Source organism: Stenotrophomonas sp. 17(2023) (assembly GCF_030345315.1).
GTDB classification, from domain to species: Bacteria; Pseudomonadota; Gammaproteobacteria; order Xanthomonadales; family Xanthomonadaceae; genus Stenotrophomonas; species Stenotrophomonas acidaminiphila.
This window is the reverse complement of record NZ_CP128405.1, coordinates 1,494,234-1,519,814: the sequence shown is the minus strand read 5'-3', so window position 1 is coordinate 1,519,814 and position 25,581 is coordinate 1,494,234. Positions and strand designations below refer to the sequence as shown.

26 protein-coding genes, 1 tRNA gene and 1 pseudogene are annotated in these 25,581 nt (G+C 69.8%); 6 read left to right on the top strand and 22 right to left on the bottom strand.

What is annotated here, in order from left to right; all coding sequences use genetic code 11:
* Nucleotides 1-62 precede the first annotated feature (62 nt).
* The 8 genes from QQA12_RS06785 to QQA12_RS06750 form a co-directional block, all read right to left on the bottom strand.
* Nucleotides 63-1,370: an NADH-quinone oxidoreductase subunit D gene (locus tag QQA12_RS06785; protein ID WP_226050287.1), complete on the bottom strand. Its 1,308-nt coding sequence runs from the start codon at nucleotides 1,368-1,370 to the stop codon at nucleotides 63-65.
* Nucleotides 1,367-2,119, bottom strand: a complete 753-nt coding sequence (locus QQA12_RS06780) for an NADH-quinone oxidoreductase subunit C (RefSeq protein WP_226050286.1) — start codon at nucleotides 2,117-2,119, stop codon at nucleotides 1,367-1,369. The genes QQA12_RS06785 and QQA12_RS06780 overlap by 4 nt, the downstream gene beginning before the upstream one ends.
* 32 nt (nucleotides 2,120-2,151) lie before the next feature.
* A complete protein-coding gene (locus QQA12_RS06775; RefSeq protein ID WP_054664850.1) occupies nucleotides 2,152-2,706 on the bottom strand; it encodes an NADH-quinone oxidoreductase subunit B in 555 nt (184 codons plus the stop codon).
* Nucleotides 2,697-3,053, bottom strand: a complete 357-nt coding sequence (locus tag QQA12_RS06770; protein WP_054664847.1) for an NADH-quinone oxidoreductase subunit A — start codon at nucleotides 3,051-3,053, stop codon at nucleotides 2,697-2,699. Before QQA12_RS06770 ends, QQA12_RS06775 begins: the two co-directional genes overlap by 10 nt.
* Before the next feature lie 112 nt (nucleotides 3,054-3,165).
* Nucleotides 3,166-3,250 (bottom strand) — tRNA-Leu (locus QQA12_RS06765).
* Nucleotides 3,251-3,302: 52 nt separating this feature from the next.
* Nucleotides 3,303-3,731 (bottom strand): preprotein translocase subunit SecG, encoded by a 429-nt coding sequence (gene secG, locus QQA12_RS06760; RefSeq protein ID WP_226050285.1) that lies wholly within the window; start codon nucleotides 3,729-3,731, stop codon nucleotides 3,303-3,305.
* Nucleotides 3,732-3,759: 28 nt separating this feature from the next.
* Nucleotides 3,760-4,515: a triose-phosphate isomerase gene (gene tpiA, locus QQA12_RS06755; RefSeq protein ID WP_056930795.1), complete on the bottom strand. Its 756-nt coding sequence runs from the start codon at nucleotides 4,513-4,515 to the stop codon at nucleotides 3,760-3,762.
* Between the two features lie 149 nt (nucleotides 4,516-4,664).
* Nucleotides 4,665-5,600 carry a 2-oxoglutarate and iron-dependent oxygenase domain-containing protein gene (locus QQA12_RS06750; RefSeq protein WP_054664840.1) on the bottom strand — a complete coding sequence of 312 codons (936 nt, stop codon included), beginning with the start codon at nucleotides 5,598-5,600 and terminating at the stop codon, nucleotides 4,665-4,667.
* A gap of 191 nt (nucleotides 5,601-5,791) precedes the next feature.
* Here QQA12_RS06750 and QQA12_RS06745 point away from each other — a divergent pair, with 191 nt between their 5' ends.
* The gene (locus tag QQA12_RS06745) at nucleotides 5,792-7,039 is read left to right on the top strand and encodes a glycosyltransferase family 4 protein (protein WP_226050270.1); all 1,248 of its coding nucleotides are present in this window, start codon (nucleotides 5,792-5,794) and stop codon (nucleotides 7,037-7,039) included.
* Nucleotides 6,951-7,805 carry a polysaccharide deacetylase family protein gene (locus QQA12_RS06740; RefSeq protein WP_056930797.1) on the top strand — a complete coding sequence of 285 codons (855 nt, stop codon included), beginning with the start codon at nucleotides 6,951-6,953 and terminating at the stop codon, nucleotides 7,803-7,805. Before QQA12_RS06745 ends, QQA12_RS06740 begins: the two co-directional genes overlap by 89 nt.
* A 114-nt stretch (nucleotides 7,806-7,919) precedes the next feature.
* On the opposite strand, the gene glmM is transcribed toward QQA12_RS06740, so the two are convergent.
* From glmM to trpB, 6 genes are all read right to left on the bottom strand, one after another.
* A complete protein-coding gene (glmM, locus tag QQA12_RS06735; RefSeq protein ID WP_226049975.1) occupies nucleotides 7,920-9,290 on the bottom strand; it encodes a phosphoglucosamine mutase in 1,371 nt (456 codons plus the stop codon).
* Nucleotides 9,290-10,177, bottom strand: coding sequence for an acetyl-CoA carboxylase, carboxyltransferase subunit beta (accD, locus tag QQA12_RS06730; RefSeq protein ID WP_054664832.1), 888 nt, complete (start codon nucleotides 10,175-10,177; stop codon nucleotides 9,290-9,292). The genes glmM and accD overlap by 1 nt, the downstream gene beginning before the upstream one ends.
* A gap of 230 nt (nucleotides 10,178-10,407) precedes the next feature.
* The gene (locus tag QQA12_RS06725; protein ID WP_226049976.1) at nucleotides 10,408-11,595 is read right to left on the bottom strand and encodes an acyltransferase; all 1,188 of its coding nucleotides are present in this window, start codon (nucleotides 11,593-11,595) and stop codon (nucleotides 10,408-10,410) included.
* Nucleotides 11,596-11,664: 69 nt separating this feature from the next.
* Nucleotides 11,665-12,468, bottom strand: a complete 804-nt coding sequence (gene trpA / locus QQA12_RS06720; protein ID WP_226050271.1) for a tryptophan synthase subunit alpha — start codon at nucleotides 12,466-12,468, stop codon at nucleotides 11,665-11,667.
* A gap of 7 nt (nucleotides 12,469-12,475) precedes the next feature.
* Complete coding sequence (locus QQA12_RS06715; RefSeq protein ID WP_226049977.1) at nucleotides 12,476-13,114, bottom strand: hypothetical protein; 639 nt, start codon at nucleotides 13,112-13,114, stop codon at nucleotides 12,476-12,478.
* A gap of 131 nt (nucleotides 13,115-13,245) precedes the next feature.
* Nucleotides 13,246-14,463 carry a tryptophan synthase subunit beta gene (gene trpB / locus QQA12_RS06710; protein WP_182212459.1) on the bottom strand — a complete coding sequence of 406 codons (1,218 nt, stop codon included), beginning with the start codon at nucleotides 14,461-14,463 and terminating at the stop codon, nucleotides 13,246-13,248.
* Nucleotides 14,464-14,746: 283 nt separating this feature from the next.
* Between trpB and QQA12_RS06705 the strand changes: the two genes are divergently transcribed.
* Nucleotides 14,747-15,640, top strand: coding sequence for a LysR family transcriptional regulator (locus QQA12_RS06705; RefSeq protein WP_056932908.1), 894 nt, complete (start codon nucleotides 14,747-14,749; stop codon nucleotides 15,638-15,640).
* A gap of 24 nt (nucleotides 15,641-15,664) precedes the next feature.
* On the opposite strand, the gene QQA12_RS06700 is transcribed toward QQA12_RS06705, so the two are convergent.
* The 8 genes from QQA12_RS06700 to prmB all read right to left on the bottom strand — a co-directional run bounded on the left by QQA12_RS06700 (nucleotide 15,665) and on the right by prmB (nucleotide 23,648).
* Nucleotides 15,665-16,324: a phosphoribosylanthranilate isomerase gene (locus QQA12_RS06700; RefSeq protein WP_054664816.1), complete on the bottom strand. Its 660-nt coding sequence runs from the start codon at nucleotides 16,322-16,324 to the stop codon at nucleotides 15,665-15,667.
* The gene (truA, locus tag QQA12_RS06695; protein ID WP_226050272.1) at nucleotides 16,321-17,094 is read right to left on the bottom strand and encodes a tRNA pseudouridine(38-40) synthase TruA; all 774 of its coding nucleotides are present in this window, start codon (nucleotides 17,092-17,094) and stop codon (nucleotides 16,321-16,323) included. Before truA ends, QQA12_RS06700 begins: the two co-directional genes overlap by 4 nt.
* Before the next feature lie 60 nt (nucleotides 17,095-17,154).
* On the bottom strand, nucleotides 17,155-17,535 hold the full coding sequence (locus QQA12_RS06690; protein ID WP_054664813.1) for a VOC family protein: 381 nt from the start codon (nucleotides 17,533-17,535) through the stop codon (nucleotides 17,155-17,157).
* A complete protein-coding gene (locus QQA12_RS06685; protein ID WP_226049978.1) occupies nucleotides 17,532-19,343 on the bottom strand; it encodes a FimV/HubP family polar landmark protein in 1,812 nt (603 codons plus the stop codon). Before QQA12_RS06685 ends, QQA12_RS06690 begins: the two co-directional genes overlap by 4 nt.
* A 125-nt stretch (nucleotides 19,344-19,468) precedes the next feature.
* Nucleotides 19,469-20,494, bottom strand: coding sequence for an aspartate-semialdehyde dehydrogenase (locus tag QQA12_RS06680; RefSeq protein WP_054664807.1), 1,026 nt, complete (start codon nucleotides 20,492-20,494; stop codon nucleotides 19,469-19,471).
* Nucleotides 20,495-20,576: 82 nt separating this feature from the next.
* Nucleotides 20,577-21,629 (bottom strand): D-glycerate dehydrogenase, encoded by a 1,053-nt coding sequence (locus tag QQA12_RS06675; protein ID WP_226049979.1) that lies wholly within the window; start codon nucleotides 21,627-21,629, stop codon nucleotides 20,577-20,579.
* A complete protein-coding gene (gene aroC / locus QQA12_RS06670) occupies nucleotides 21,622-22,725 on the bottom strand; it encodes a chorismate synthase (RefSeq protein ID WP_226049980.1) in 1,104 nt (367 codons plus the stop codon). Before aroC ends, QQA12_RS06675 begins: the two co-directional genes overlap by 8 nt.
* A complete protein-coding gene (prmB, locus tag QQA12_RS06665; protein WP_054664802.1) occupies nucleotides 22,722-23,648 on the bottom strand; it encodes a 50S ribosomal protein L3 N(5)-glutamine methyltransferase in 927 nt (308 codons plus the stop codon). The genes aroC and prmB overlap by 4 nt, the downstream gene beginning before the upstream one ends.
* Before the next feature lie 204 nt (nucleotides 23,649-23,852).
* On the opposite strand from prmB, the gene QQA12_RS06660 reads away from it, so the two are divergent.
* From QQA12_RS06660 to QQA12_RS06650, 3 genes and pseudogenes are all read left to right on the top strand, one after another.
* The gene (locus QQA12_RS06660; RefSeq protein ID WP_226049981.1) at nucleotides 23,853-24,500 is read left to right on the top strand and encodes an SCO family protein; all 648 of its coding nucleotides are present in this window, start codon (nucleotides 23,853-23,855) and stop codon (nucleotides 24,498-24,500) included.
* Nucleotides 24,497-25,339: an archaetidylserine decarboxylase gene (gene asd / locus QQA12_RS06655; RefSeq protein ID WP_226049982.1), complete on the top strand. Its 843-nt coding sequence runs from the start codon at nucleotides 24,497-24,499 to the stop codon at nucleotides 25,337-25,339. The genes QQA12_RS06660 and asd overlap by 4 nt, the downstream gene beginning before the upstream one ends.
* Before the next feature lie 79 nt (nucleotides 25,340-25,418).
* A pseudogene (locus tag QQA12_RS06650) lies at nucleotides 25,419-25,541 on the top strand (phosphatidylserine decarboxylase); the annotation flags it as partial.
* Nucleotides 25,542-25,581: the final 40 nt, after the last annotated feature.

The following is a 25,581-nucleotide window of genomic DNA, read 5'->3' as shown; positions in this document are numbered from 1 at the left end:
GGAAACCGGTGCCTGCAGCAGCATGGCCGCGCTGGCACCGGGCGTTGTACGCATGCCCGGCATTACCGGTCGACCTCGCCGAACACGAGGTCGTAGGTGCCGATCATCGCCACCACGTCGGCCAGCATGTGGCCGCGCACGATCGAATCGATCGAGGACAGGTGGGCGAAGCCCGGCGCACGCAGGTGCACGCGGAACGGCTTGTTGGCGCCGTCCGAGACCAGGTAGCAGCCGAATTCGCCCTTCGGCGCCTCGACCGCGGCGTAGGTCTCGCCGGCCGGCACGCAGTAGCCTTCGCTGAACAGCTTGAAGTGGTGGATCAGCGCTTCCATGTCGTCCTTCATCTCCGCACGCTTGGGAGGGGCGACCTTGAAGTTGCGGACCATGACCGGGCCGGGGTTGGCCTTCAGCCAGCGCACGCACTGCTGGATGATGCGGTTGGACTGGCGCATTTCGGCGACGCGGACCAGGTAACGGTCGTAGCAGTCGCCATTGGTGCCCAGCGGGATGTCGAAGTCGACCGCGTCGTACTTGGCGTACGGCTGCTTCTTGCGCAGGTCCCAGGCGATGCCCGAGCCGCGCAGCATGGCGCCGGTCATGCCCCACGCCAGGGCGTGCTCCGGGGTGACCACGCCGATGCCGACGGTACGCTGCTTCCAGATGCGGTTGTCGGTGAGCAGGGTTTCGTACTCGTCGACGCGCTTGGGGAATTCGCTGGTGAAGTTCTCCAGGAAGTCCAGCAGCGAGCCCTCGCGGGCCGCGTTCAGGCGCTTGAGCGCATTGCCCTTGTGCCAGCGCGATTCCTTGTACTTCGGCATCGTGTCCGGCAGGTCGCGGTAGACGCCGCCCGGGCGGTAATAGGCCGCGTGCATGCGCGCGCCGGAGACCGCCTCGTAGCAGTCCATCAGCTCCTCGCGCTCGCGGAACGCATACAGCATCACCGCCATGGCGCCGAGGTCGAGCCCGTTCGAACCCAGCCACATCAGGTGGTTGAGGATGCGGGTGATCTCGTCGAACATCGTGCGGATGTACTGCGCGCGCTCCGGCACCTCGATGCCCGCCAGGGTCTCGATGGCGCGGACGTAGGCGTGCTCGTTGCACATCATCGAGCAGTAATCCAGGCGATCCATGTAGCCGATCGACTGGTTGAACGGCTTGGACTCGGCCAGCTTCTCGGTGGCGCGATGCAGCAGGCCAACGTGCGGGTCGGCGCGCATGATGGTCTCGCCGTCCATCTCCAGGATCAGGCGCAGCACGCCATGCGCGGCCGGGTGCTGCGGGCCGAAGTTCATGGTGTAGTTGCGGATCTCCTGCCGGGCTTCGGCGGGATTGCTGGCGAAGGCCCCGGTGGCCTGGTGGAACTCGCTCACTTGCTTGCCTCCCTCTGCGCGCGCTCGCCTTCGGCGGTCTCGAAGCGGGCGTCGTCGCGGATCACGCGCGGCACGCCCACGCGCGGTTCGACCGAAGTCACCGGCTCGTAGACCACGCGCTTCTTTTCTTCGTTGTAACGCACTTCGACGTTGCCGATCAGCGGGAAATCCTTGCGGAACGGATGGCCGACGAAACCGTAGTCGGTCAGGATGCGGCGCAGGTCCGGGTGGCCTTCGAAGATCACGCCGTACAGGTCGAACGCCTCGCGCTCGAACCAGTTCAGGCCCGGCCAGACGCTGGTCAGCGACGCCACCACCGGCAGCGACTCGCTCGGGGCGAAGCAGCGCATGCGCAGCAGCTGGTTGTGCTGGTAGGAACGCAGCTGCACGACGACCGCAAAACGCTGCCTGGGCAGCGCGTCGGGCTGCGCGCCATCGGCGGTTTCATGGCTGGGGAACTCGCCCCAGGCGAAGCGGCCGGCGCCCTTGCCTTCCACGCCACGGCTGAAGCCCTGCGAGGAAACGTCGGAAGTGTCCCACTCGTCGCTGCCGTAGCCGAGGTAATCGACGCCGCACAGGTCGGTGGCGTGCTCGAAGCCGAACTCGTCGCGCAGTGCGACGGCGACGGCATGCCAGTCGGCCGACGGAACCTCCAGCGTCACTTCGCCGCGCGGTTCGACCACGGAGACCTGCGCACCGGCGAAACGCGCGCGAAGTCGGTCGATGAGTGAAGGTGCTTGCTGGGCCATGGGGGCTGGCGTGCTCTTGACTTGAAAGGGAATCAGCGGGCGATGGTCTGGGTGCGCCAGATCTTCTTCTGCAGCTGCAGGATGCCGTACACCAGCGCTTCGGCGGTTGGCGGGCAGCCCGGGACGTACACGTCCACCGGCACCACGCGGTCGCAGCCGCGCACCACCGCGTACGAATAGTGGTAATAGCCGCCGCCGTTGGCGCAGCTGCCCATCGAGATGACCCACTTGGGGTCGGGCATCTGGTCGTAGACCTTGCGCAGCGCCGGGGCCATCTTGTTGACCAGGGTACCGGCGACGATCATCACGTCGGACTGGCGCGGCGACGGGCGGAACACCACGCCGTAGCGGTCCAGGTCCAGGCGCGAGGCGCCGGCGTGCATCATTTCCACCGCGCAGCAGGCCAGGCCGAAGGTCATCGGCCACATCGAGCCGGTGCGCGCCCAGTTCAGCAGGGCGTCGACGCTGGTGGTGACGTAGCCCTTCTCGAGCAGCGGATTGTCGCCTTCGGGCCGCAGGATGTCGTCAACCCGCCCTTCCGGGATGGGGTTGTTCATCAGGCCATCGAGAGTCTGAATCACTCCCATTCCAGCGCTCCCTTCTTCCACACGTAGATAAAGCCGAGGAACAGCATGCCCACGAACAGGCCCATGGTGACGAGCGAGCGGGCGCCCAGCTCCATGAATACCTGGGTCCAGGGCACGATGAAGATGATTTCCAGGTCAAAGACGATGAACTGGATGGCGATGAGGTAGTAGCGCACGTCGAACTTCATGCGCGCGTTCTCGAACGCCTCGAAGCCGCACTCGTACGGCGACAGTTTCTGCTCGTCGGGGCTGCGGGGGCCAAGGAAACGACCGATCAGCATCAGGGCGACGCCGATGCCGGTGGCGACGATCAGAAACAGCAGGGACGGCAAATATTCGGCCAGCACAGCGATTCTCTCTTGCCTCTGCCCGGACACCTGCAGGCGCCCGCGCATGGGGATTGACGGGACTTGCCTCGGCGGGAGCTGCCGCATCCCGCATACCCGCATAACAAACTCATGGTGCCCAAGAGGGGACTCGAACCCCTACGACTTGCGTCGCTACCACCTCAAGGTAGTGCGTCTACCAATTCCGCCACCTGGGCTTACTTACGTCAGCGCACCGGCTCTGCAGTGCGGCGCGTATTGTAACCGTCTTCAGTCTTTATGCGAGCCCTCGGCGGGCTTTTCTTCGCTCTGCGCCGGATTATTTGCCGCAGGCGCCGCCTGCGGCACTTCGCCCGCGGCCGCGGCCTGCGGAACGGACTGCAGCTCGCCCGCCGGGGCGGCCGGGGCCGGGGCCGGGGCCTGCGCCTGGGACATCACGCCCAGCCCCTGCTCGGTCGGGCGCGCGCCATGGCTGGCGTACCAGGCCATGAACAGGCTGATGCCGAAGAACACCACGGCCAGCCACTTGGTGGACTTGGACAGGAAGTTGGAGGCGCCACGGGCGCCGAACACCGTACCCGAAGCGCCGGCACCGAAGCCCGAGCCCGCCGCCGCGCCGGAGCCGCGCTGCATCAGGATCAGCGCGATCATCGCGACCGCCACCAGCACATAGACCACATTGAGGATCAACATCAGCATTTGAAATCCGTCCCGGACAATTCCACCGTTAGCGACCGGCTGCCGCCCTCGCGATGGCCAGGAAATCTGCCGCCACCAGCGAAGCGCCGCCTACCAGCCCGCCATCGACGTCAGGCTGTGAAAACAGCTCTGCAGCATTGTCGGGCTTGACGCTGCCGCCATACAGGATCGGCAACGAATCGGCGATTCTAGCATCGCGCCCGGCGACTTCGCCACGGATGAAGGCATGCACGGCCTGCGCCTGCTCCGGACTGGCCGTGCGGCCGGTGCCGATGGCCCAGACCGGCTCATACGCCACCACCGCCCCGGCGAAGGCATCGACCCCGGCCAGCTCCAGCACCGGTGCCAGCTGCGCGGCGATGACCTGTTCGGTCTGCCCGGCCTCGCGCTGCTCCAGCGTCTCACCGACACACAAGACCGGGACCAGGCCGGCATGCACCGCGGCCACGAACTTGCGGGCCACCAGTTCGCTGCTTTCGTGGTGGTACTGGCGGCGCTCGGAATGGCCGACCAGGCCGTACCTCGCCCCCACGTCCACCAGCATGGCGGCCGAGACCTCGCCGGTGTAGGCCCCCTTCTCGTTGCTGCTGACGTCCTGCGAGCCGAAGGCCAGCGCGGTGCCCTCGAAGTCCTCGACCAGGTCCCCCAGGTAGGGCAGCGGCGGCAGGATCACCAGCTCGACCCCCTGCAGCGGCAGGCCGGCGGCCACCTGTCCCACCAGTTCGGTGGCGAATTGACGGCTGCCATGCAGCTTCCAGTTACCGGCGACGATCGTGCGGCGCATTCAGGAACGACTCCCAGTGAAAAGTGGGCGAAGGATAGCCCACTACGGACAGTCACAGGACAATCGACGGACAACGCGGGACACCACCATGGCATCCGTCACGCCGGCGGCCATGACGGCGAAGGCCGCCTCGCGGCGGCCTTCGTTGCTCATTTCAGCTTGATCTCGCGCAGGCGCTCCTCGAGGAAGCCGTGTGCGGTGATCGGCTCCGGATACCGGCTCGGGTTGTCCGGGGTGATGCACGACGGCAGCACGTCGATCAGGAAGTCCGGGTTCGGATGCAGGAAGAACGGCACCGAGTAACGCGGCTGGCGGGCCAGCTCGCCCGGGGGATTGACCACGCGATGGATGGTCGACGGGTACACATGGTTGGTCAGGCGCTGCAGCATGTCGCCGATGTTGACCACGATGGTGTCCGCATCGGACGTGAACGGCACCCACTCGCCATCGTGCGACTGCACTTCCAGCCCCGCGGCGCTGGCGCCGACCAGCAGGGTGATGAAATTGATGTCGCCATGCGCGCCGGCGCGCACGTTGGGAATGTCGTCGGTGGTGATCGGCGGGTAGTGGATCGGGCGCAGGATCGAGTTGCCGTTGTTGGTCTTGTCGGCGAAGAAATCCTGCGGCAGCCCGATGTGCAGGGCCAGCGCCGACAGCACGCGCGACCCCAGGTTGTCCAGCGCCTGGTACAGGCCATAGCCGCGCTCGCGGAACCCGGGCACTTCGCTCGGCCACAGGTTCGGCGGCATCACCTCGCGGTACTTCGAGTCATCCGCGATTTCCCGGCCGATGTGCCAGAACTCCTTCAGGTCGAAGTGCTTGGAGCCCTTGGCGGTCTCCACGCCGAACGGGGTGTAGCCGCGGGCGCCGCCGCCACCGGCCACGTGGTACTTGCGCTTGACCTCCTCCGGCAGGGCGAAGAAGGCCTTGAAGGCATCGTAGGCCGCGTCGATGTCGGCCTGCGGGATGCCGTGGTTGCGGATGCCCGCGAACCCCCACTGGCGATAGGCCGCGCCCAGCTCGGCCACGAAGGCCTCGCGGTCGCTGTCGAAGCGGGTGATGTCGAGGGTTGGGATCTTGCTCACAGCGGTTCCTGGCTTGTCGTGGATATGCGGGCCGGCAGCACCCTGTCGCCCGTCTGAATATTGTGACAGATCGGCCTTGCGGCCGGCCGCTGACACATTGATACAAAAGGATACAATTTGGGCGCCCGCGGGGGCGCCGGACCGGCGCCCTGCCCCGGCCCCTCCCCACCACCCGCCCCCCCCCCCCCCGCATGCAACCTGCCGCGCTGACGGACCGCCCACTGAAGATCCTGCACACCGAAGCCGCCCTCGGCATGGGTGGGCAGGAGATCTACCTGCTCCGCCACCTGCTGGCCATGCGCGCGCGCGGACACGACATGTCGCTGCTGTGCCAGCCCGGCGCCCGCCTGGCCGAGGCGGCGCGCGACCACGGCTTCGTCGTGCACACCCTGGAGATGGGCGGGCTGGGTCGGCTGCTGCGGGGCATTCCCGCAGTACGCCACCTGGTGCGTGCGCACCGCTATGACGTGGTCAATGTCACCAGCCGCCGCGACGCGCTGATCGCCGCCGCCGGCGCGCGCCTGGCCGGTGCCCCGCTGGTGGTGCGCTCGCGCCACCTGATGAGCCCGGTGCACTCGCTGCTGACCTACACTTGGCTGCCGCACCGGGTGATCACCGTCAGCCGGTTCGTGATGCGCCTGCTGCAGGAACGGGGCATCGCCCCGGGGCGGATCGGCGTGGTCCCGCCGATGGCGCAGTCGCCGCTGGACAGCGGCGAGGAACCGGCCGCGCGCACCTGGCCGGAACTGCAGCAACTGCGCACCGGAGTACGCGGCGAGCTGGGCTTCGGCGACGACGATGTCGTCGTCGGTTGCGTGGCCGTGCTGCGCGAACCCAAGGGCCACCTCGACCTGCTCGACGCGATCGCGCCGCTGTGCCGGGAGAACCCGAAACTGCACCTGCTGATCGTCGGCGACGGCGAGCCGGTCATGTCGCGGCTGAAGGCGGCGAGCGCGCAGTACGGCATCGAGCGCCAGGTCCACCTGCCCGGCTATCGCGCCGACGCCGCGCGGCTGATGGCCGGGTTCGACGTGTTCGCCCTGCCCAGCCACAAGGAGGCCGCCGGAACCGTGTTCCTGGAGGCCGCCCAGGCCGGCGTGCCGATCGTCGCCACGCGCGTGGGCGGCATTCCGGAAATGGTGGCCGAACAGGCCAATGCTATCCTCGTCACGCCCGCGGACCGGGACGCGCTGACCGCCGCCCTGCGCACGCTGGCGGCGTGCGGCGAACTCCGCCAGGCGATGGGCCGCGCCGGCCTGGACTGGATCCGCAGCGAACACCGCTTCACGGCGGCGGGGCATTGCGAAGCCACCGAACATCTCTACCACCAGTGGCTCGAGGAATTGGGACATGGCCCACGCCAAGTCGGTACCGGTGCTGATGCACCACCACGTCAGCCCGTCGCCGGGCATGATCACGGTCTCCCCGGAGAACTTTGAAAGCCAGATCGCCTGGCTGGCCGCCGACGGCTGGACCGCGCTGACCATGCAGCAGTACGCCGGCTTCCTGGCCGGCGCGCCGGTACCGCGCAAATCGATCCTGATCACCTTCGACGACGGCTACCTGGACAACTGGGTATACGCCCACCCCATCCTGCAGAAGTACGGCATGCGCGCGGTGGTGTTCCTGGTCACCGGCTGGATGGGCCAGGGCGAGGTGCGCCCGCATGCAGGCCAGCAGGGCGCGGCGTTGCCGCCCACCCCGGACCACCGCGGCTGCGAGGACGCGATCTTCCGCCTGGACCGCGCCGACGAGGTGATGATGCGCTGGAGCGAGGCGCGCGCGGCCATCGCCGCCGGCACCTTCGAGATGCACTGCCATACCCATACCCATACCCGCTGGCTGCGCAGGCCGGTCAGCCGCGAGGAGAAATGCGCGGGCATCCGCGACGACCTGGTGCGGGCGCGCGAGCAGCTGCTCGGCGAACTGGGCGAAGCCTCCGACACCCTGTGCTGGCCCTACGGCGATTTCGACGAGGACTACGTGCGGATCGCACGCGAACTCGGCTTCCGCTACCTGCACACCACCCATCCGTTCGGCCGCAACCTGGTGGGCGGCGATCCGGAGCACATCTACCGTTTCGCGATCCGCAACCGTCCCGCGAAGTGGCTGCGCAAGCGCATCGCCAGCAGCTACAACCCGGTGATCGCGCCACTGTTCAACAGGTTCAAGGCGCGCCGCCGGGGCATGGTCGCCGGGCCGTGACAGGCGCCGGGCGCCCGCCACCGCCGCGGGGCAGCACATGTCGCCGGCACGCCAGGCTGCCTTCAGGGATGGCGGGAAGCCAAAGCAAAACGCCCCGGGATCCGGGGCGTTTCATCATGCCGCGGCGGCCTTGACCGCGTCGGCCAGGCGCTCGAGCGTGGTCTGCATCAAACCGGCGTCGTCGGCCTCCACCGTCACCCGCACCACCGGCTCGGTGCCGGACGGACGCAGGAAGGCGCGTCCGCGCCCGACGATCGCGACCTGCGCGCCGGCCAGTGCCGCGACCACCCCGGATGAGCGGACGATGTCCTTGGCCGACATGCCCTGCCCGACCCGGACGTTGATGGTCTGCTGCGGCACCCGGCTGAGCCCGGCCAGCGCGTCCTGCAGGGTGGTGCCGCGGCGCCTGAGCACCTCCAGTACCTGCAGCGCGCTGATGATGCCGTCGCCGGTGGTGGCCCGGTCCAGGCACAGCAGGTGGCCCGACGCTTCGCCGCCGAGCACGCCGTGGTGATCCAGCAGCGCCTTGTGCACGTAACGGTCGCCGACGTCGGCGCGCAGGAAGCCGATGCCGGCCTGCGCCAGCGCCTGCTCGAACCCGTAATTGGTCATCAGCGTGCCCACCACCGGCCCGTGCAGGCGGCCACTGGCCTTCCAGTCCATCGCCAGCAGGTACAGAAGGTCGTCGCCATCGTGCACCACGCCGTCGCTGTCCACGAACAGCAGGCGGTCGCCGTCGCCGTCGAAGGCGATGCCCAGGTGCGCCCCGCTGGCGCGCACCCGCGCGGCCAATGCCTGCGGGTACATCGAGCCGACGCCATCGTTGATGTTCACGCCATTGGGCTCGACGCCCATCGCCTCGACGCTGGCACCCAGTTCGCGCAGCACCAGCGGCGCCACCTGGTAGGTCGCGCCATTGGCGCAATCGACCACGATGCGCATGCCCTGCAGGTCGAAGTCGCGCGGCACCGAATTCTTGCAGGCCTCGACATAGCGGCCGATCGCATCGCGCGTGCGCACCGCCTTGCCCAGCTGCTCGGAGGCCACGGTGGCGAACGGCTGCTCGAGCGCGGCCTCGATCGACAGCTCGGTCGCGTCGTCGAGCTTCTCGCCCTGCGCGGAGAAGAACTTGATGCCGTTGTCGTGGTGCGGGTTGTGCGAGGCGGAGATGACGATGCCGCCATCGGCGCGCAGCGAGCGGGTCAGGTGCGCCACCGCCGGCGTCGGCATCGGCCCCATCAGCTGCACGTGCACCCCGGCCGCCACCAACCCGGCCTCCAGCGCAGCCTCGAACATGTAATTGGAGATGCGGGTGTCCTTGCCGATCACCACCAGCGGCTTGCGGCCGCTGCCGCGCGCCTCGGTCGCGCGCACCAGTGCCTGGCCGTAGGCATTGCCCAGGCGCAGCACGAAATCGGCGGAAATCGCGCCTTCACCGACCCGGCCGCGGATGCCGTCGGTGCCGAAATACCTGCGGGCCACCATCAGGCGGCGGCCACGTCGTCGGCCGGGCGCTCCCGGCGCATCAGCATCGCCAGCAGGTCGGCCAGGCGCTGGCGCATCTCGCGGCGGTCGCAGATCTGGTCGATGGCGCCGTGCTCGAGCAGGAACTCGGCACGCTGGAAGCCTTCGGGCAGCTTCTCGCGCACGGTCTGCTCGATCACGCGCGGGCCGGCGAAGCCGATCAGCGCCTGCGGCTCGGCGATGTTGATGTCGCCCAGCATCGCGAACGAAGCGGACACGCCACCGGTGGTGGGATGGGTCAGCACCGAGATGTACGGCAGGCCGGCGTCGCGCAGCTTGCCCAGCGCAGCCGATGTCTTGGCCATCTGCATCAGCGAGAACAGGCCTTCCTGCATGCGCGCGCCGCCGCTGGCGGAGAAGCACACGAAGGGCGCGCCGATTTCCAGCGCGGTCTCGGCCGCCAGCGCGAAGCGCTCGCCGACCACCGAGCCCATCGAGCCGCCCATGAAGGCGAAGTCGAACGAGGCCGCGACCAGCGGATGCCCCTTTAGGGTGCCACGCATCGCCACCAGCGCGTCGTACTCGCCGGTGTTCTTCTGCGACGCCTTGATGCGCTCGGCGTACTTCTTCTGGTCCTTGAACTTGAGCAGGTCGGTCGGCCCGAGGCGCGCGGCGATCTCGGTGGTGCTGTCGGCATCGAACAGCGACGCCAGGCGGGCCCGGGCGCGGATCGCCATGTGGTGGCCGCACTTGGGGCAGACCTCCAGGTTCTCCTCCAGCTCCGGCCGGTACAGGGCGGCACCGCAACTGCTGCACTTTTCCCAAAGCCCCTCGGGGACGCTGCGTTTCCGGTTGGGCGTGTTGTCGGTGCGGATGCCCGAAGGCATCAATTTGCTGAGCCAGCTCATGCGGGATGACGGTTCCGTTCTAGGCGGCCCGGGGGCCGCGACAGGGCCGACAGTCTAGCGCGCGGCGGCAAACCGACGGTAGCGTACAGAGCCGGGGCCATGCCATCGCCCGGAAACGCGATGACAGCCCCGCTCCGCCCGACCGCCATCCCTCCCGGACCATCCCGCCGGCCAGGCGCGGGTCGCGTGGGTGACCGCCCGGCGCCTGCCGCGGACAGGCCGGCGCGGCACTAGGGGCGAGCGCCGTCCAGGGGCGCGGGCGCCACGCCCGGCCGGCCACTGCCCGGCGCGTCGTGCGCCCCCAGCCAGCGCCGCCGCACCGCGCGGTCGCAGGGGTCGGAATAGAACCGCGCCAGCAGCGCCCCGAGCGCCCAGCACAGGCCCAGCAACGGCAGGTACCACCAGAACCCGGAACGGATGTCGCTGCCACCGTGCCGGTACAGCGCCACCAGCCCGAACACGACGAACATGTGGGTCAGGTAGATCTCGTAGCTCAGCCGGCCGAAGGCACGCAGCCAGCCCAGTCCGCGCATCGGCGCGCCTGCGCCGCGCACAGGCTGAAGGCCGGCGATCAGCATCGCCGCCGACCCGGTCAGCACCAGCATGTAGCCGTTGCCGAGCGACGCCCACAGCTCGCGCCCATAGAGCGGCACCGCCAACAGGCCCAGCACGCCCGCCCCGCGCAGCAGCCGCGCGGTCCGCGGCGGCGCCGGCCAGCGCTCGATCAGCAACGCGGCCAGCACGCCGGTGGCGATGGCCGCCATTCCCGGCAGATAGGCCTTCTCCTGCCATATCTCGTTGCCCGCCAGGGCGGCGCGGGTGAACGGCAACGACAGCGCCGCCAGCGCCAGCAGCACGAGCAGCGGCGTGCGCCGGCGCAGCAGCAGGCACAGCAGCGGGAACCCCAGGTAGAACACTTCCTCGATCGACAGCGACCACAGCACGTCCCAGCCGCCGGGCAACCAGCCGGTGCGGCCCTCGTACCAGTTCAGGTGCAGGCCCAGTGCCGAGAACAGCGCGCCGCCCAGCGACTGGCCTTGGCCGTCGATCACGTAGAACGGCACGCCGGCCAGGTGCAGCACGCTCAAAACCGCCAGCAGCAGCAACAGGCATGGCAGGATGCGCGCGGCCCGGCGCACGTAGAAGGCGCGCAGGTCGATGGACGACAGCGCGCCCCAGCGCCGCAACGAATGCGAGGCGATCAGGAAGCCGGACACGACGAAGAACACGAAGACCGCCTCGTAGCCGTTGTAGCTCAGCGCGTTGAGCAGGCGCCGCGGCAGCACGTCGCCCAGCGCGGTATCGCGCAGCGGGATGCGCAGCGCCAGGTGGTGCAGCACCACCATCACGATCGAGACACCACGCAACGCGTCGATGCCGGGGTTGCGGCCACCGGCCTGCATCATTGAACCGTTCAAGCGCCATCCTGCGGAACCGGGCCGGCCCGCATTATCCATGCCGGCACCGGCGAGCGGCGGTTGCGCCGCTCAGGCGTCCAGCGCCTGCCGCAGCGGCGCAAGGAAAGCACCGGCGCTGCGCGTCGCCGCTTCCACCGAGTCGGCCGTGGCCAGCGCCGCGACCAGCGCGCTGCCCACCACCACGCCATCGGCGTCGACCGCCATCGCCGCCGCACTGGCCGCGTCCTTGATCCCGAACCCCGCCACCACCGGCGCCTTCGAGCGGCTGCGCAGCAGGCGCAGGCGCTCACCGGCGGCGGCACTGTCCAACCGTTCCGAAGCGCCGGTGACCCCGGCGAAACTGACGTAGTACAGGTAGCCCTGGGCGGCGTCGCACAGGCCATCGAGCCGCGCCTGGCTGCTGGTCGGCGAGGCCAGCAGGATCAGGGCCAGCCCGGCGGCGCTGAACGCGGCGCGGATCTCGCCGGCTTCTTCCGGCGGCAGGTCGACCAGCAGCACGCCATCGACCCCGGCCTCCACCGCCTCGGCGGCAAACCGGGCGGCCCCGCGGATCTCCACCGGGTTGAGATAGCCCATCAGCACCACCGGGGTGAGCGCATCGCGTGCGCGGAACCGGGCAACGCTGTCCAGCACGTAGCGGCGGCCGGCGCCGCGCGCCAGCGCGCGCTCGGAACTGCGCTGGATCGTCGGGCCGTCGGCCATCGGATCGGAAAACGGCACGCCCAGCTCGATCACGTCGGCGCCGGCGGCGACCAGTGCATGCATCACCGGCACGGTGGCGTCCAGCGCCGGATCGCCGGCGGTGATGAACGGGATCAGCGCCTTGCGCCCGGAGGCGCGCAGGCGGGCAAAGCACTCGTCGATACGTTTCACGGTCATCTCAGGCACATCCTTCAATCAGTTCCACCGCATCCGGCCGGCCCCAGTAGATCGAGGTCACCACGCCGTCGAGGGTTTCCAGGCGCAAGGCCAGCTTGGCCTGCGCGTCGGTCCAGGTCAGGTAGTCGCCGTTGGGCGATACGTAGGCATGCGGGCTGACCACCACGCCGGCCGGCAGGCGCTTCCGGGCCTCGGCCACGTCCATGCCCACCCACAGCCCGAACGGCGCGACGGGCGCGGTGGCCGGCCGCGTGTCCACGCGTACCCCCGGGTCGCCTTCGCCATCGACGTCGAAGCGCGCGATGTGGTCGGCGATCACCATCATCGACATGCCCTGCGGCAGGGTGCCGCGGTCGTAGTATTCGCAGTCGCCCTCCATCGCCTCGCGCATGCCGGCCGATACGAAGGCCGCATCGCCCGGCGCCTTGCCGAACGCGGCGCCGATCCGCAGGTCGCCGACGGCGCCCAGCTGCGCCGCGGCATCCCCCGCTTCCGTAGCGGCTGCGGGCGCTGGAGCGGCGGGCGGGGTCGGGGTCGGGGTCGGGGTCGGCGCGGTGACCGGTGCCGGCGTGGCCGCGGGCTGCTCCGGCGTGCACGCTGCCAGCGCCAGCACGATGCAGGCCAGCGCGATGCCGCGCATGGTCGGCGCGCACCGGACCGGCCTGCCGGCCGTGGCGGATCGGATCAAATGCGGCGTACAGGCGATGCGCGGGCTTTCCGCGCAGCACGTGGTGGACGCACGGTGAGTGCAACGCGGGTGGGTGCAGGCACTCACAGCGACAGCCCTTCGCGCGCGGCGATGGTATGCACGTCCTTGTCGCCGCGACCAGACAGGTTGCACAGCACCAGCGCATCCCGGGGCAGCTCGCGCGCCAGCTTGATCGCCTGCGCCACCGCATGGCTGGATTCCAGTGCCGGCAGGATGCCCTCGGTACGGGTCAGGCGATGGAATGCCGCCAGTGCCTCCTCGTCGGTGATGCCGACGTAGTGCGCGCGGCCGCTGTCGGCCAGGAAGGCATGTTCCGGGCCGACGCCCGGGTAATCCAGGCCGGCGGAGATGGAGTGGGTCTCGGTGATCTGGCCGTCGTCGTCGCACAGGACATACGTGCGGTTGCCATGCAGCACGCCGGGGCGACCGGCCGAGATGGAGGCCGCATGGCGGCCGCTGGCGATGCCGTCGCCGGCCGCTTCGGCGCCGTAGATCTTCACCTCGCGGTCGTTGAGGAAAGCATGGAACAGGCCGATCGCGTTGGAACCGCCGCCGACGCAGGCGGTGATCGCATCGGGCAGGCGGCCGTAGTCCTCCAGCATCTGCGCGCGGGCCTCGCGCCCGACGATGGCGTTGAAGTCGCGCACCATGCGTGGATACGGGTCCGGGCCGGCGACGGTGCCGATGATGTAGAAGGTGTCGCGCACGTTGGTCACCCAGTCGCGCATCGCCTCGTTGAGCGCGTCCTTGAGCGTGGCCGAGCCGCTGCTCACCGGCACCACCGTGGCGCCCAGCAGCTTCATCCGGTAGACGTTGATCTTCTGCCGCTCGATGTCGGTGGCGCCCATGTAGACCACGCACTCCAGGCCCAGGCGCGCGGCCACGGTGGCGCTGGCCACGCCATGCTGGCCGGCACCGGTCTCGGCGATGATACGGGTCTTGCCCATGCGCGCGGCCAGCAGCGCCTGGCCGATGGTGTTGTTCACCTTGTGAGCGCCGGTGTGGTTGAGATCCTCGCGCTTGAGCAGGATCTGCGCGCCGCCGACGTCGCGGCTCAGGCGTTCGGCATGGTAGATCGGGCTGGGCCGGCCGACGTAGTGCTTCAGGTCCTTGTCGTAGGCGGCAATGAACGCCGGATCGACCCGCGCCTGGTCGTAGGCGGCAGCCAGTTCCTGCAGCGGCCCGACCAGGGTCTCGGCGACGAAACTGCCGCCATAGCGGCCGAAATGCCCGTGGGCGTCGGGGAAAGCATGGAAATCGGGGATCGGTGCGGCGGTCATGGCATCACGCGGGGCAGGACAGGCCTGCACCGTAGCGCACGCGCGCGCCGGTGAAAATCGATATATGCGCCTTTTTATGTTAGAAAAACTCACATGAAAGAACGACAGGGCAGAGGCTGTCCACGGCAGAGCCGCCCGCAGGATGGCGCAGGGCTGGCTTCTGCTCCTGCAAAACCGGCATTCCCGCCATCCATGGCGGTCAGGTGTGCGCCATGAAAGAACGGCAGGACAGCCGTTGTTCACGGCGGAGCCGCCCGCAGGGTGGCGCACAAGGACGTGCGCCATGAAAGACGATCACGCCCTGCCCTCGCTCAATGCCCTGCGTGCCTTCGAGGCCGCTGCCCGCCTGCGCAGCGTCAGTCTTGCCGCCGCGGAGCTGCACGTGACCCATGGCGCGGTCAGCCGCCAGGTGCGGGCCCTGGAGGAGGAACTGGGGGTCCCCCTGATCGAACGCGACGGCCGCGGCATCCGCCCCACCGCCGCCGGCAGGCGCCTGCAGGAAGCCGCCTCCGGGGCGTTCTCGCAGCTGCGCGACTGCGTGGCCGCCCTGCGCCGGGGCAAACGCAACGACGCCTTCGTGCTCGGCTGCCCGGGCAGCGTGCTGGCGCGCTGGATGATCCCGCGCCTGCAGCAGCTGCAGCAGGACCTGCCGGGCCTGACCCTGCACCTGGCCGCGCAGGATGGCGATTTCGCGCCACGGCTGGCCGGACTCGATGCCGCCCTGCTGCTCGGCCAGGCGCCGTGGCCGGCCGGCTGGACCGTGCACGGCCTGGGCAGCGAGCGCATCGGCCCGGTGTTCAGCCCGTCCATGCATGGCGCGCAGCGGCTCGTGCACCAGCCGCCGGAGGCACTGCTCGAGCACGCGCTGCTGCACACCCGTTCGCGGCCCCAGGCCTGGCCCACCTGGGCCACGCTCAACGACCTGGACCCGGCGGCGCTGCGCCAGGGCACTGGCTTCGAACACCTGTACTACCTGCTCGAAGCAGCGGTCGCCGGCCTCGGCATCGCCATCGCCCCCGAGCCACTGGTGGCCGATGATCTGGTCAACGGCCGCCTGGTCGCGCCGTGGGGGTTCGTCGACACCGAAGGGCAATGGGCACTGTGTACCGCCGGCGGCGACCGGCACCCGCGGATCGAGGCGCTGGCGGACTGGCTGCGGCGGCAGTTGGCCGCATAGCAGCCCCGCCGCCGCGGCGGAAGCCTACGCGGACACCTCGTGCATGTCGGCGCGGCGCACTTCCTCGACGAAGCGGCGCATCCGCTCGCCATCCTTGATGCCCGGTGCCGACTCGATGCCGCTGGAGACATCCACGCCCCACGGCTGCACCCGGGTGATCGCATCGAACACGGTGTCCGGGCGGATGCCACCGGCGAGCAGGAACGGCCGGTGCAGGCCGGCCGGCACCTGCGACCAGTCGAAGGCCACGCCGCTGCCGCCGCTGCCACCCGGCGCGTGGCTGTCCAGCAGGAAGCCGGCCGCATGCGGGTGGGTCTGCTGCAGGCCGCGCGCGGTGACCGCCTCGGTCCCGCCCATCGCCACCGCCTTCAGGTACGGCATGTTGAAGGCGCGGCAGAAGGTGTCGTCCTCGTCGCCGTGGAACTGCAGCAGGCTCGGCCGTACCGTGCGCATCACCTCGCGCACCTCCTCGCGGCTGTTGTCACGGAACAGCGCGACCACGTCGACCATCGGCGAGATCGCCTGGCGCATGGCGCGGGCTTCGGCCGGCGCCACCCGTCGTGTACTGCCGCGGGCGAACACGAAGCCGATGGCGTCCACGCCCAGCTCGCTGGCCAGGCGGATGTCGCCGGCGCGGGTCATGCCGCAGAACTTGATGCGGGTGCGGAACAGCATGCGGGTCATAGCGTCACCTCGGCCGGCAGTTGCCACTGGTCAGGATACAGCGGGCCGACGAATACCAGCCCCTGCGGCGGCGCGGTCGGCCCGGCCTGCGTGCGGTCACGCAGCGCCAGCAGCTGCGCGATCCACGCCTCGGGCTTTTCCCCGGCGCCGACCAGCAGCAGCGAGCCGACGATGTTGCGCACCATGTGGTGCAGGAAGGCGTTGGCCTGCACCTGCACCTCGACCACCTCGCCGTGGCGCGCGACCGAGATCGACTGCAGTTCGCGGCGGGCATGCAGCGCCTGGCACTGCACGCTGCGGAACGAACTGAAGTCGTTCTCGCCCAGCAATGCCTGCGCCGCGCGGTGCATCGCACCGGCATCCAGCGGACGACGTTCCCAGCTCAGCGTCTGCCGGTACAGCGCCGGCCGCACCTGGCGGTTGAGCAGGCGATAGCGGTAGCGCCGCGCCCGCGCCGAAAAGCGCGCATGGAAATCGTCGGCCACCGGCACGCACCAGCGCACGCACACCGACGGCGGCAGGCGCGTGGTCGTACCCAGCACCCAGCCGCGCGGCTCGCGCACAACGTCGCTGTCGAAATGCACCACCTGGCACTCGCCATGCACGCCGGCATCGGTGCGCCCGGCGCAGACCACGCTCACCGGGGCATTGGCGACCGACGACAGGGCCTCCTGCAAGGTGGCCTGCACGCTGGCACAGCCGTTCTCACCCAACTGTTGCCAGCCCTTGAAATCGCTGCCGTCGTATTCCACGCCCAGCGCATAGCGCATCGTCAAACCTCTCATCTCGCCGGCCGCGGCCGGGGCTGCAATCCCCCGGCGGGCGCCTGTTCAATCCGCGTCGCGCTGGGACCACACCGCCAGCTCGTTCCCGCCCGGCTCGATGAACTGGAAACGGCGGCCACCGGGGAAGGTGAATTCGGGCTTGCTCAGCAGCCCGCCATGCGCCAGCACCGCCGCCTGCAAAGGCGACAGCCGGGTGGCCTGCAGCACCACCAGTGGTGCGCCGGCTGCACTGGTCGCCGGCTCGCCGCGGAAAAATCCCCCCTGCAGACCGCCGTCGTCGAACGCGGTGTAGTCCGGACCGTAGTCCTCGAAACTCCAGCCGAACACCTGTTCGAAGAAGCGCCGGCTCGCCGCGGGGTCGCGCGAAGCGAACTCCACGTAGTCGATGCGCCGCTCATGCTTCACCGCCGCCTGTTGTCCGCTCATCGCAGTCGCCCCAGCAGTTCCATCGCTTCGGCGCGTGCCAGCGCATCCTCGCCCGCCGCCACCTCGTTCAGCAGCGTGCGCGCGGTCTCCGCATCGCCCAGGTCCAGATAGGCGATCGCCAGTTCGAGCCGCTCGCGGCCGGCCGGGGCCGGATTGAGCGGTGCCAGGCTGGCCATGTCGGCGGCCGGCCAGGCGTCCGTCTCCTGTGCAGCCGGCTCCGCCGGCGCGTCGTCATCGGTTGGCAGCGGTGCCGCTTCGGGCGACAGCACCGGTTCCTGTCGCGCCGGACGCGATGCGGGGGCACCGGCGGATGGCCTCGACCAGAACGGCGCAGCCTCGGCCTCGACCTCGGGTTCGTCACCGACGGGCGCATGTCCCTGCTGGCCAGGCACATCCCGGGCAGCGGTTTCCGCCTCCACCGCCGGCATCGCCGCGGCCAGCGCGGACAGCTCCATGCCGGCAGCGGCACCCACGGCCGGCGACGGCGGAAGCGGCGACGGCCGGCGACGGCGCGACAGCCACCAGCCCGCCGCGGCCACCACCAGCAGCAGCACACCCAGCCAGGCCCACGGCGCGGTACCTGCCGGCTCCTTCTTCGCGACCTCGGCCAGGCGCTGCTGCGCCGCGGCCAGGTTGCCGTCCTTCATCTCGATCAGCGACTGCTGCTGCGCCTGCAGCTTTTCCAGCTCGGCCACGCGCTCGCGCAGCTCCTGCAGTTCCGCATCGCGCGTGGCGAGATCTTCCCTGGCCTGCCGCAGTTGTTCGTTCGCCACCATGTCACCCTCGCCACCGGCCTCGAGCCCGGTCGTCGTTCCTGCCGTCTGCCGCGCACCGGCCACCGCCGGCGCGATCTCCAGCCGTGCATCGTTTGCCGCCACCGGCGCCGCCGCCGGCCTGGCGGCGGCAGTCGCCGCGCCGGCCACCGCCGGCTGCGGGATCGGCGCGCGCGCCTGGCGCCACTGCGCGACATGCTCGCGTACCAGCACGCGTGCAGCGGCGCTGTCGATGCGTTCCAGCTCGCCGTTTCCGGGCACGCGCAGCACCGCGCCCTGGCGGAGCAGATTGACGTTGCCGCGGATGAAGGCCTCGGGATTGGCGCGCAGCAGCGCCACCATCGCCTGGTCAAGGGAAACCCCATTGTCGCGGGCCAGGTCGCGGGCGATCCCCGACAGGGTCTGGCCGCGCTGCACCGGCGCCAGCGTGCCGGCGGCCGTGGCCGTTGGCCGCGCCGCGGACGCTGCCGGTGCTGGCACCGGCCCGGTGGACGCCGCGACCGGGGCCGTGGCCTTGGCCGGGGTGGGTTGTGGTGCGGGTGCGGGTGCGGGTGCCGGCAACGGCGCAGGCTCGCGCACGATCAGGTTGGACGGGGCCGCCGCTGGTGCCTCGATCACCGGCTCGGCCACCGCGGTGGCGGTCTCGGGCGCGGCGACCAGCGCGGAGTATTCGCGCACCAGCCGCCCCTGCCCCCAGTCGACCTCGATCAGGAAGCTCAGCGCCGGCACCTGCACCGGCGTCGCGCTGGTCACCCGGACCACGGCGCGGCCCTTCGCATCCTGGGCGAACTGGAACTGCAGCTCGCCGACCAGCCCCTCCGGGCGCGACAGGCCGACGCGCTCGAACGTCGCCGCCGACGCCAGCCCCACCGTGGCGCGCTCCAGTTCGCCCGGGTCGCTGGAGATCACCGGGATCTCGGCCACCAGCGGCTGCCCCGGCTTGGACAGGACGCGGATATTGCCCAGGCCGAGGGCAAGCGCGGCGCTGCTGTACAGCCCCAGCGCGAGCAACAGTACGCCTTGTATCGAGCGCATCGCGCCCCTGCCCCTTGGTTTCATGCAGGCAATATACCGGCAGACCCGGATTCCGAATACCGCACCGGAAACGCGGACGCCGGCATCGCGCCGGCGCCCCGCCCGCTCCCGCCGCCGGGATGGCCTCAGCCGCCGCTGGCGACCAGCTCGGCCAGCTGCACCGCATTGAGCGCGGCGCCCTTGCGGATGTTGTCGGCCACCACCCACATGTTCAGCCCACGCGGGTGCGAAAGATCCTCGCGGATACGGCCGACATAGACCGGATCGGTACCCGAGGCATGGGTGACCGGGGTCGGGTAGCCACCGGCCCTGCGCTCGTCGACCACCTTCACGCCGGGTGCGGCGGCCAGCAGTTCGCGCGCCTGCTCGACGCTGATCTTCTTGCGGGTTTCAATGTTCACCGCCTCGGAGTGGCCATAGAACACCGGCACCCGCACCGCGGTGGGGTTCACCTGGATGCTGTCGTCGCCGAGGATCTTGCGGGTCTCCCACACCAGCTTCATTTCTTCCTTGGTGAAGCCGTTGTCCAGGAACTCGTCGATATGCGGGATCAGGTTGAAGGCGATCTGCACCGGGAACTTGGCCGGCTCGATCTCCTGGAACCCGAGCAGCTGCGCGGTCTGCTTGCCCAGCTCCTCCATGCCGGTCTGGCCGGCGCCGGACACGGACTGGTAGGTGGCCACGTTGATGCGCTCGATGCCGTACTCGCGGTGGATCGGGGCCAGTACCGGCATCAACTGCATGGTCGAGCAGTTGGGGTTGGCGATGATGCCGCGCGGGCGGTTGCGGGCCGCCTCCGGGTTGACTTCGGACACCACCAGCGGCACGTCGTCGTCGTAACGGAACGAGGACGAATTGTCGATGACGACCGCGCCGGCGGCGGCGAACTTCGGCGCGTACTCCCTGGAAATGCCGCCACCGGCGGAGAACAGGGCGATCTCGACGCCGGCAGGATCGAACGTGGCCAGGTCCTGGATGGTGACCTTTTCGCCGTTGAACTCGACCTGCTGGCCGGCCGAGCGCTCGGACGCCAGCAGACTCAGCTTGCCCACCGGGAATTCGCGCTCGGCGAGGATCGACAGCATGGTCTGGCCGACCGCGCCGGTGGCACCGACGACGGCTACGTGGAAACGACGGACTTCATTGCTCATGGGGCGTACTCGAAGGAAAGAGATGGGGGGACACGCATCGAGCCAGGTTCGGGGAACCTCCGGCGACAGCCACGGAGGCTCCCTATCGTTTGTTGATGTCGATCTTGCGGCCGGCATCGCCCATGCCGGTACCGCCATCGGCCAGCACGCCGGCGTTGAGCACGTTGGCCGGGCGGCCGGCATCCGGACCGATGCCCAGGCCCGCCAGCAGGTTGTCCACCGCCAGCTGCACCATCGCCCGGCGCGTGGCCAGCGATGCACTGCCGACATGCGGGGTCAGCACGATGTTGCGCAGGGCCCGCAGTTCCGGGCGCACCTGCGGCTCGTTCTCGTAGACATCCAGCGCGGCTGCGGCCAGCCGGCCCTGGGCCAGCGCGTCGGCCAGCGCAAGCTCGTCGACCAGGCCGCCACGGGCGATGTTCACCAGCGTGGCGCCGGGCTTCATCTTCGCCAGCGCGACGGCATCGATGACATGGTGGTTCTGCGCGGTGTACGGCAACGCCAGCAGCAGGTGATCGACGCTGCCCAGCAGTTCGTAGAACCCCGCGTAACGCGCGCCGACCGCCTGCTCCACCTCCGCCGGCAGCCGCGAGCGGTTGTGGTACAGCACCCTCATGCCGAAGCCATGATGGCCACGGCGGGCGATGGCCTGGCCGATGCGGCCCATGCCCAGGATGCCCAGGGTGCTGCCATGCAGGTCGGCGCCGAGCATGGTGGTGAACGACCATTGCCCCCAGTGGCCCTCGCGCAGCCAGCGGTCGGATTCGACGATGCGCCGCGCCGCGGCCATCAATAGCGCGAAACCGAGGTCGGCGGTGGTCTCGGTGAGCACGTCCGGGGTGTTGGTGGCGATGATGCCCGCCGCGCTCAGCGCCGGGATGTCGAGGTTGTTGTAGCCGACGCCGACGTTGGCGACGACCTTCAGCGACCGGGCGCCGGCGATCTCGTCCGCGCCGATGCGCTCGTTGAGCGTGACCAGGGCGCCATCGACCCCGGCCAGGTGCGCCGCCAGCGCGGCACTGTCGTGCGCGCTGACGACCGGCGTGGCCACCATGTCGCAGTACGCGGCCAGCTGCGCGACGGTATCGTCGAACAGCGGCTGCGCCACCCAGACGCGGGGCCGCCGGTCAGCCATCGAGGCTGCCGGGGATGCGCGGCGCCATCGTGCCCACGTCGCCGCACTGCGCGCGGTGGCGCAGCGCCTGGTCCATCAGCACCAGCGCCAGCATCGCCTCGGCGATTGGGGTGGCGCGGATGCCGACGCACGGGTCGTGGCGGCCGGTGGTGACCACGTCGACCGCATTGCCGTGCACGTCCACCGTGGCGCCCGGCAGGCGCAGGCTGGAGGTCGGCTTGAGCACCATCGAGGCGACGATCTGCTGGCCGGTGGCGATGCCACCGAGGATGCCGCCGGCATGGTTGGACTGGAAGCCGTCCGGCGTGATCAGGTCACGGTGTTCGGTGCCCTTCTGCGCGGCGCTGGCGAAACCGTCGCCGATCTCCACGCCCTTGACCGCGTTGATGCTCATCAGCGCCGCGGCGATCTCGCCGTCGAGCTTGCCGTAGATCGGCTCGCCCCAGCCCGGCGGCACGCCGTCGGCGACCACGTTCACCCGCGCGCCGACCGAATCGCCGGACTTGCGCAGAGCGTCCATGTACGCCTCCAGCTCCGGCACCTGCGCGGCGTCGGGCCAGAAGAACGGGTTGTCCTCGACCGCGCTCCAGTCGAATCCACGCGGGGTGATCCCGCCCAACCGCGACAGCCAGCCGCGCACGGTCACGCCGTGGCGCTGCAGCAGCCACTTCTTGGCGATCACCCCGGCGGCCACGCGCATGGTGGTCTCGCGCGCCGAGGAGCGGCCACCGCCACGCGGGTCGCGGATGCCGTACTTCTGCCAGTAGCTGTAGTCGGCATGGCCCGGGCGGAACTGCGCGGCGATGTTGCTGTAGTCCTTGCTGCGCTGGTCGGTGTTGCGGATCAGCAACGCGATCGGGGTGCCGGTGGTGCGGCCTTCGTACACCCCGGACAGGATTTCCACCTCGTCGGCCTCGCGCCGCGCCGAGGTGTGCCGGCTCTTGCCGGTGGCGCGGCGCTGCAGGTCGTGGGCGAACTCCTCCGGCGCGATCTCCAGCCCCGGCGGGCACCCATCGATCACGCAGCCGATCGCCGGCCCGTGCGACTCGCCGAAGGTGGTGACCGTCAACAGCTTGCCGAAGGCGTTGGAGCTCATCGCTGCGCCGCCAGCTCGGCGATCCGCGCGTGGTGCGCGCGCAGCTCGGCGGCCTCGACCGCGAAGATGCCCATCTGCCCGACCTTGAACTCGATCCAGGACATGAAAACTTCCGGCAGCAGCTTGACCAGGTGCTGCTCGGAATCCCCCACTTCGCAGATCAGCAGGCCGTCCTCGCTCAGGTGGTCCGGCGCGTCGCGCAGGATCTTCAGCACCAGGTCCAGGCCGTCGTCGCCGGCGCGCAGCGCCAGTTCCGGTTCGTGCGCGTATTCGCGCGGCAGCGCGTCGGTCTCGTCGTTGGTGACGTACGGCGGGTTGGTGACTATCAGGTCGTAGACGCGGCCCTGCAGGCCGGCGAACAGATCGCTGCGGACCAGCTCGACGTTGTGCGCGAGCAGGCGCTCCTTGTTCTCGGCCGCCAGCGACAGCGCGGCTTCGTTGATGTCGCTGCCGTCCACCTGCCAGTTCGGGTAGTAATGGCCCATGGCGATGGCGATGCAGCCCGAACCGGTGCACAGGTCCAGCGCGCGGGTGACGTCGCGCCCGGCCAGCCACGGTTCGAAACCGTTGAGGATGAGTTCGGCGATCGGCGAACGCGGCACCAGCGCGCGTGCGTCGCTCTTGAAGCTCAGGCCGGCGAACCAGGCCTCGCCGGTCAGGTAGGCGGCTGGCACGCGCTCGGCGATGCGGCGCTCGAACAGCGCCAGCACCTGCTGCTTTTCCTCTGCCAGCAGCCGCGCCTGGCCATAGGCCGGGCCCAGGTCCGGCGGCAGGTGCAGGGTATGCAGCACCAGGCTGGTGGCTTCGTCCAGCGCATTGTCGTAGCTGTGTCCGAAGGTCAGGCCCGCGGCATTGAAACGGCTGGCGCCGTAGCGGATCAGGTCGATGATCGTGTGGAGTTCGGCGGCCGCCTGGGCTGTCATGGCAATACGGGGGACAAGGATGGTCTGCGATTATAGGCGTGCACCCGGTATATTGAGCGCCCGGTTGCAGCCGAAACTGCGGCGATGTCCCGGCATCGGCCCGCAACGCCCCGGCAAGCGGCCGCCAGCGCGCACTGCCACCGCCCCCGCAGACCCGCGCCCCGCCCTGGCGGGGCCGCCACCACCCCTACGGAGAAACGGTCCATGTTCAACCGCAATACCGGCATCGTCCTGGCCATCGCGCTGGCGGCAGGGCTGGGCCTGTTGCTGGCGCAGAAGGTATTCGGCCCGGCCGGCAACGGCGGCCACCAGGCCGGTTCGATCATTTTCTACCCCACGCCGCGGCCGCTGCCCGATTTCAGCCTCAGCCAGTCCGACGGCACCCGCCTGATTCCCGGCGAGCTGCGCGGGCACTGGACGCTGGTGTTCCTGGGCTTCACCTCCTGCCCGGACGTGTGCCCGACCACCCTGTCCGAACTGGCCATGGCGCAGAAGCAGTGGGAGCGCATCCCCGAAAGCCTGCGCCCGCGGGTGGTGTTCGTGTCGGTCGATCCCGAGCGCGATACGCCGGCGCGGCTGGGCGAATACGCCCACGCCTTCCACAAGGACACCCTTGCCGCGACCGCCGACGTGCCGTCGCTGGAGCGCTTCGCCACGCCGCTGGGCCTGGTGTTCCAGAAGGCGCCGGGAAAGAACTACAAGACCAACCCGAACGACTACAGCATGGACCACTCGGCCAGCATCGCGGTGCTCGATCCCGAGGGCCGGCTGGCCGGGCTGATGCGCCCGCCGTTCGACCCGAAGCTGATCGCCAGCGACCTGACCAAGCTCACCGGAACCACCGCACCATGAGTCTGTTGACCACGCTCACCCATGCCCTGCCCCATCGCCTGTTGTCGTCGATGGCGCGCTCGCTGGCCTATTCGCGCAGCCCGCGCGTGTCGCGCTGGCTGATCGATACGGTGACGCGCAGGTTCGACGTCAACCTGGCCGAGGCGGCCAACCCGGATCCACGCAGCTACCCCAGCTTCAATGCCTTCTTCACCCGCGCACTGGCCCCCGGCGCGCGCGTGGCCGATGCCGACCCGCGTGCGCTGTTGATGCCGGCCGACGGGCGCATCAGCCAGCTCGGCCCGATCGAGGACGGTCGCATCTTCCAGGCCAAGGGCCAGTCGTTCACCGCCGCCGAACTGCTCGGCGACGCCGCCGCTGCCGAACCCTTCGCCAACGGCCTGTTCGCCACCGTGTACCTGTCGCCACGCGACTACCACCGCGTGCACATGCCCTGGACCGGCACCCTGCGCGAAACCGTGCACGTGCCCGGGCGCCTGTTCAGCGTCGGCCCTGCCGCGGTGGCCCACGTGCCACGCCTGTTCGCCCGCAACGAGCGGCTGGTGTGCCACTTCGACACCGACTTCGGCCCGATGGTGCAGGTGATGGTCGGCGCGTTGCTGGTCAGCGGCGTGGAGACGGTCTGGAGCGGCGAGGAAATCCCCGCCTACGGCGACCGCATCACCCGCAAGGACTGGCGCGGCAAGGGGATTACGCTGGAACGGTTCGCGGAGATGGCCCGTTTCAACTACGGCTCCACCGTGATCGTGCTGCTGCCGCCGGACGTGGCACAGTTCGATCCCGCGCTGACGGCCGAAAGCCCGGTGCGGCTGGGGCAGGCACTGGCGCGATTGAAGTAATGGCCTGTTCCGACGCGGCCACATCACGACGCGTGGCGACGCGCCCACCTCTCAGACGCCCTGGTCTCATTGAGGCGCGGCCCGCTTCAATTACGGCTCCACCGTGATCGTGCTGCTGCCGCCGGGTGTGGCGCAGTTCGATCCCGCGCTGAAGGCCGAAAGCCCGGTGCGGCTGGGACAGGCACTGGCGCGGTTGACGTAATGGCCTGTTCCGACGCGGCCACATCACGACGCGTGGCGAC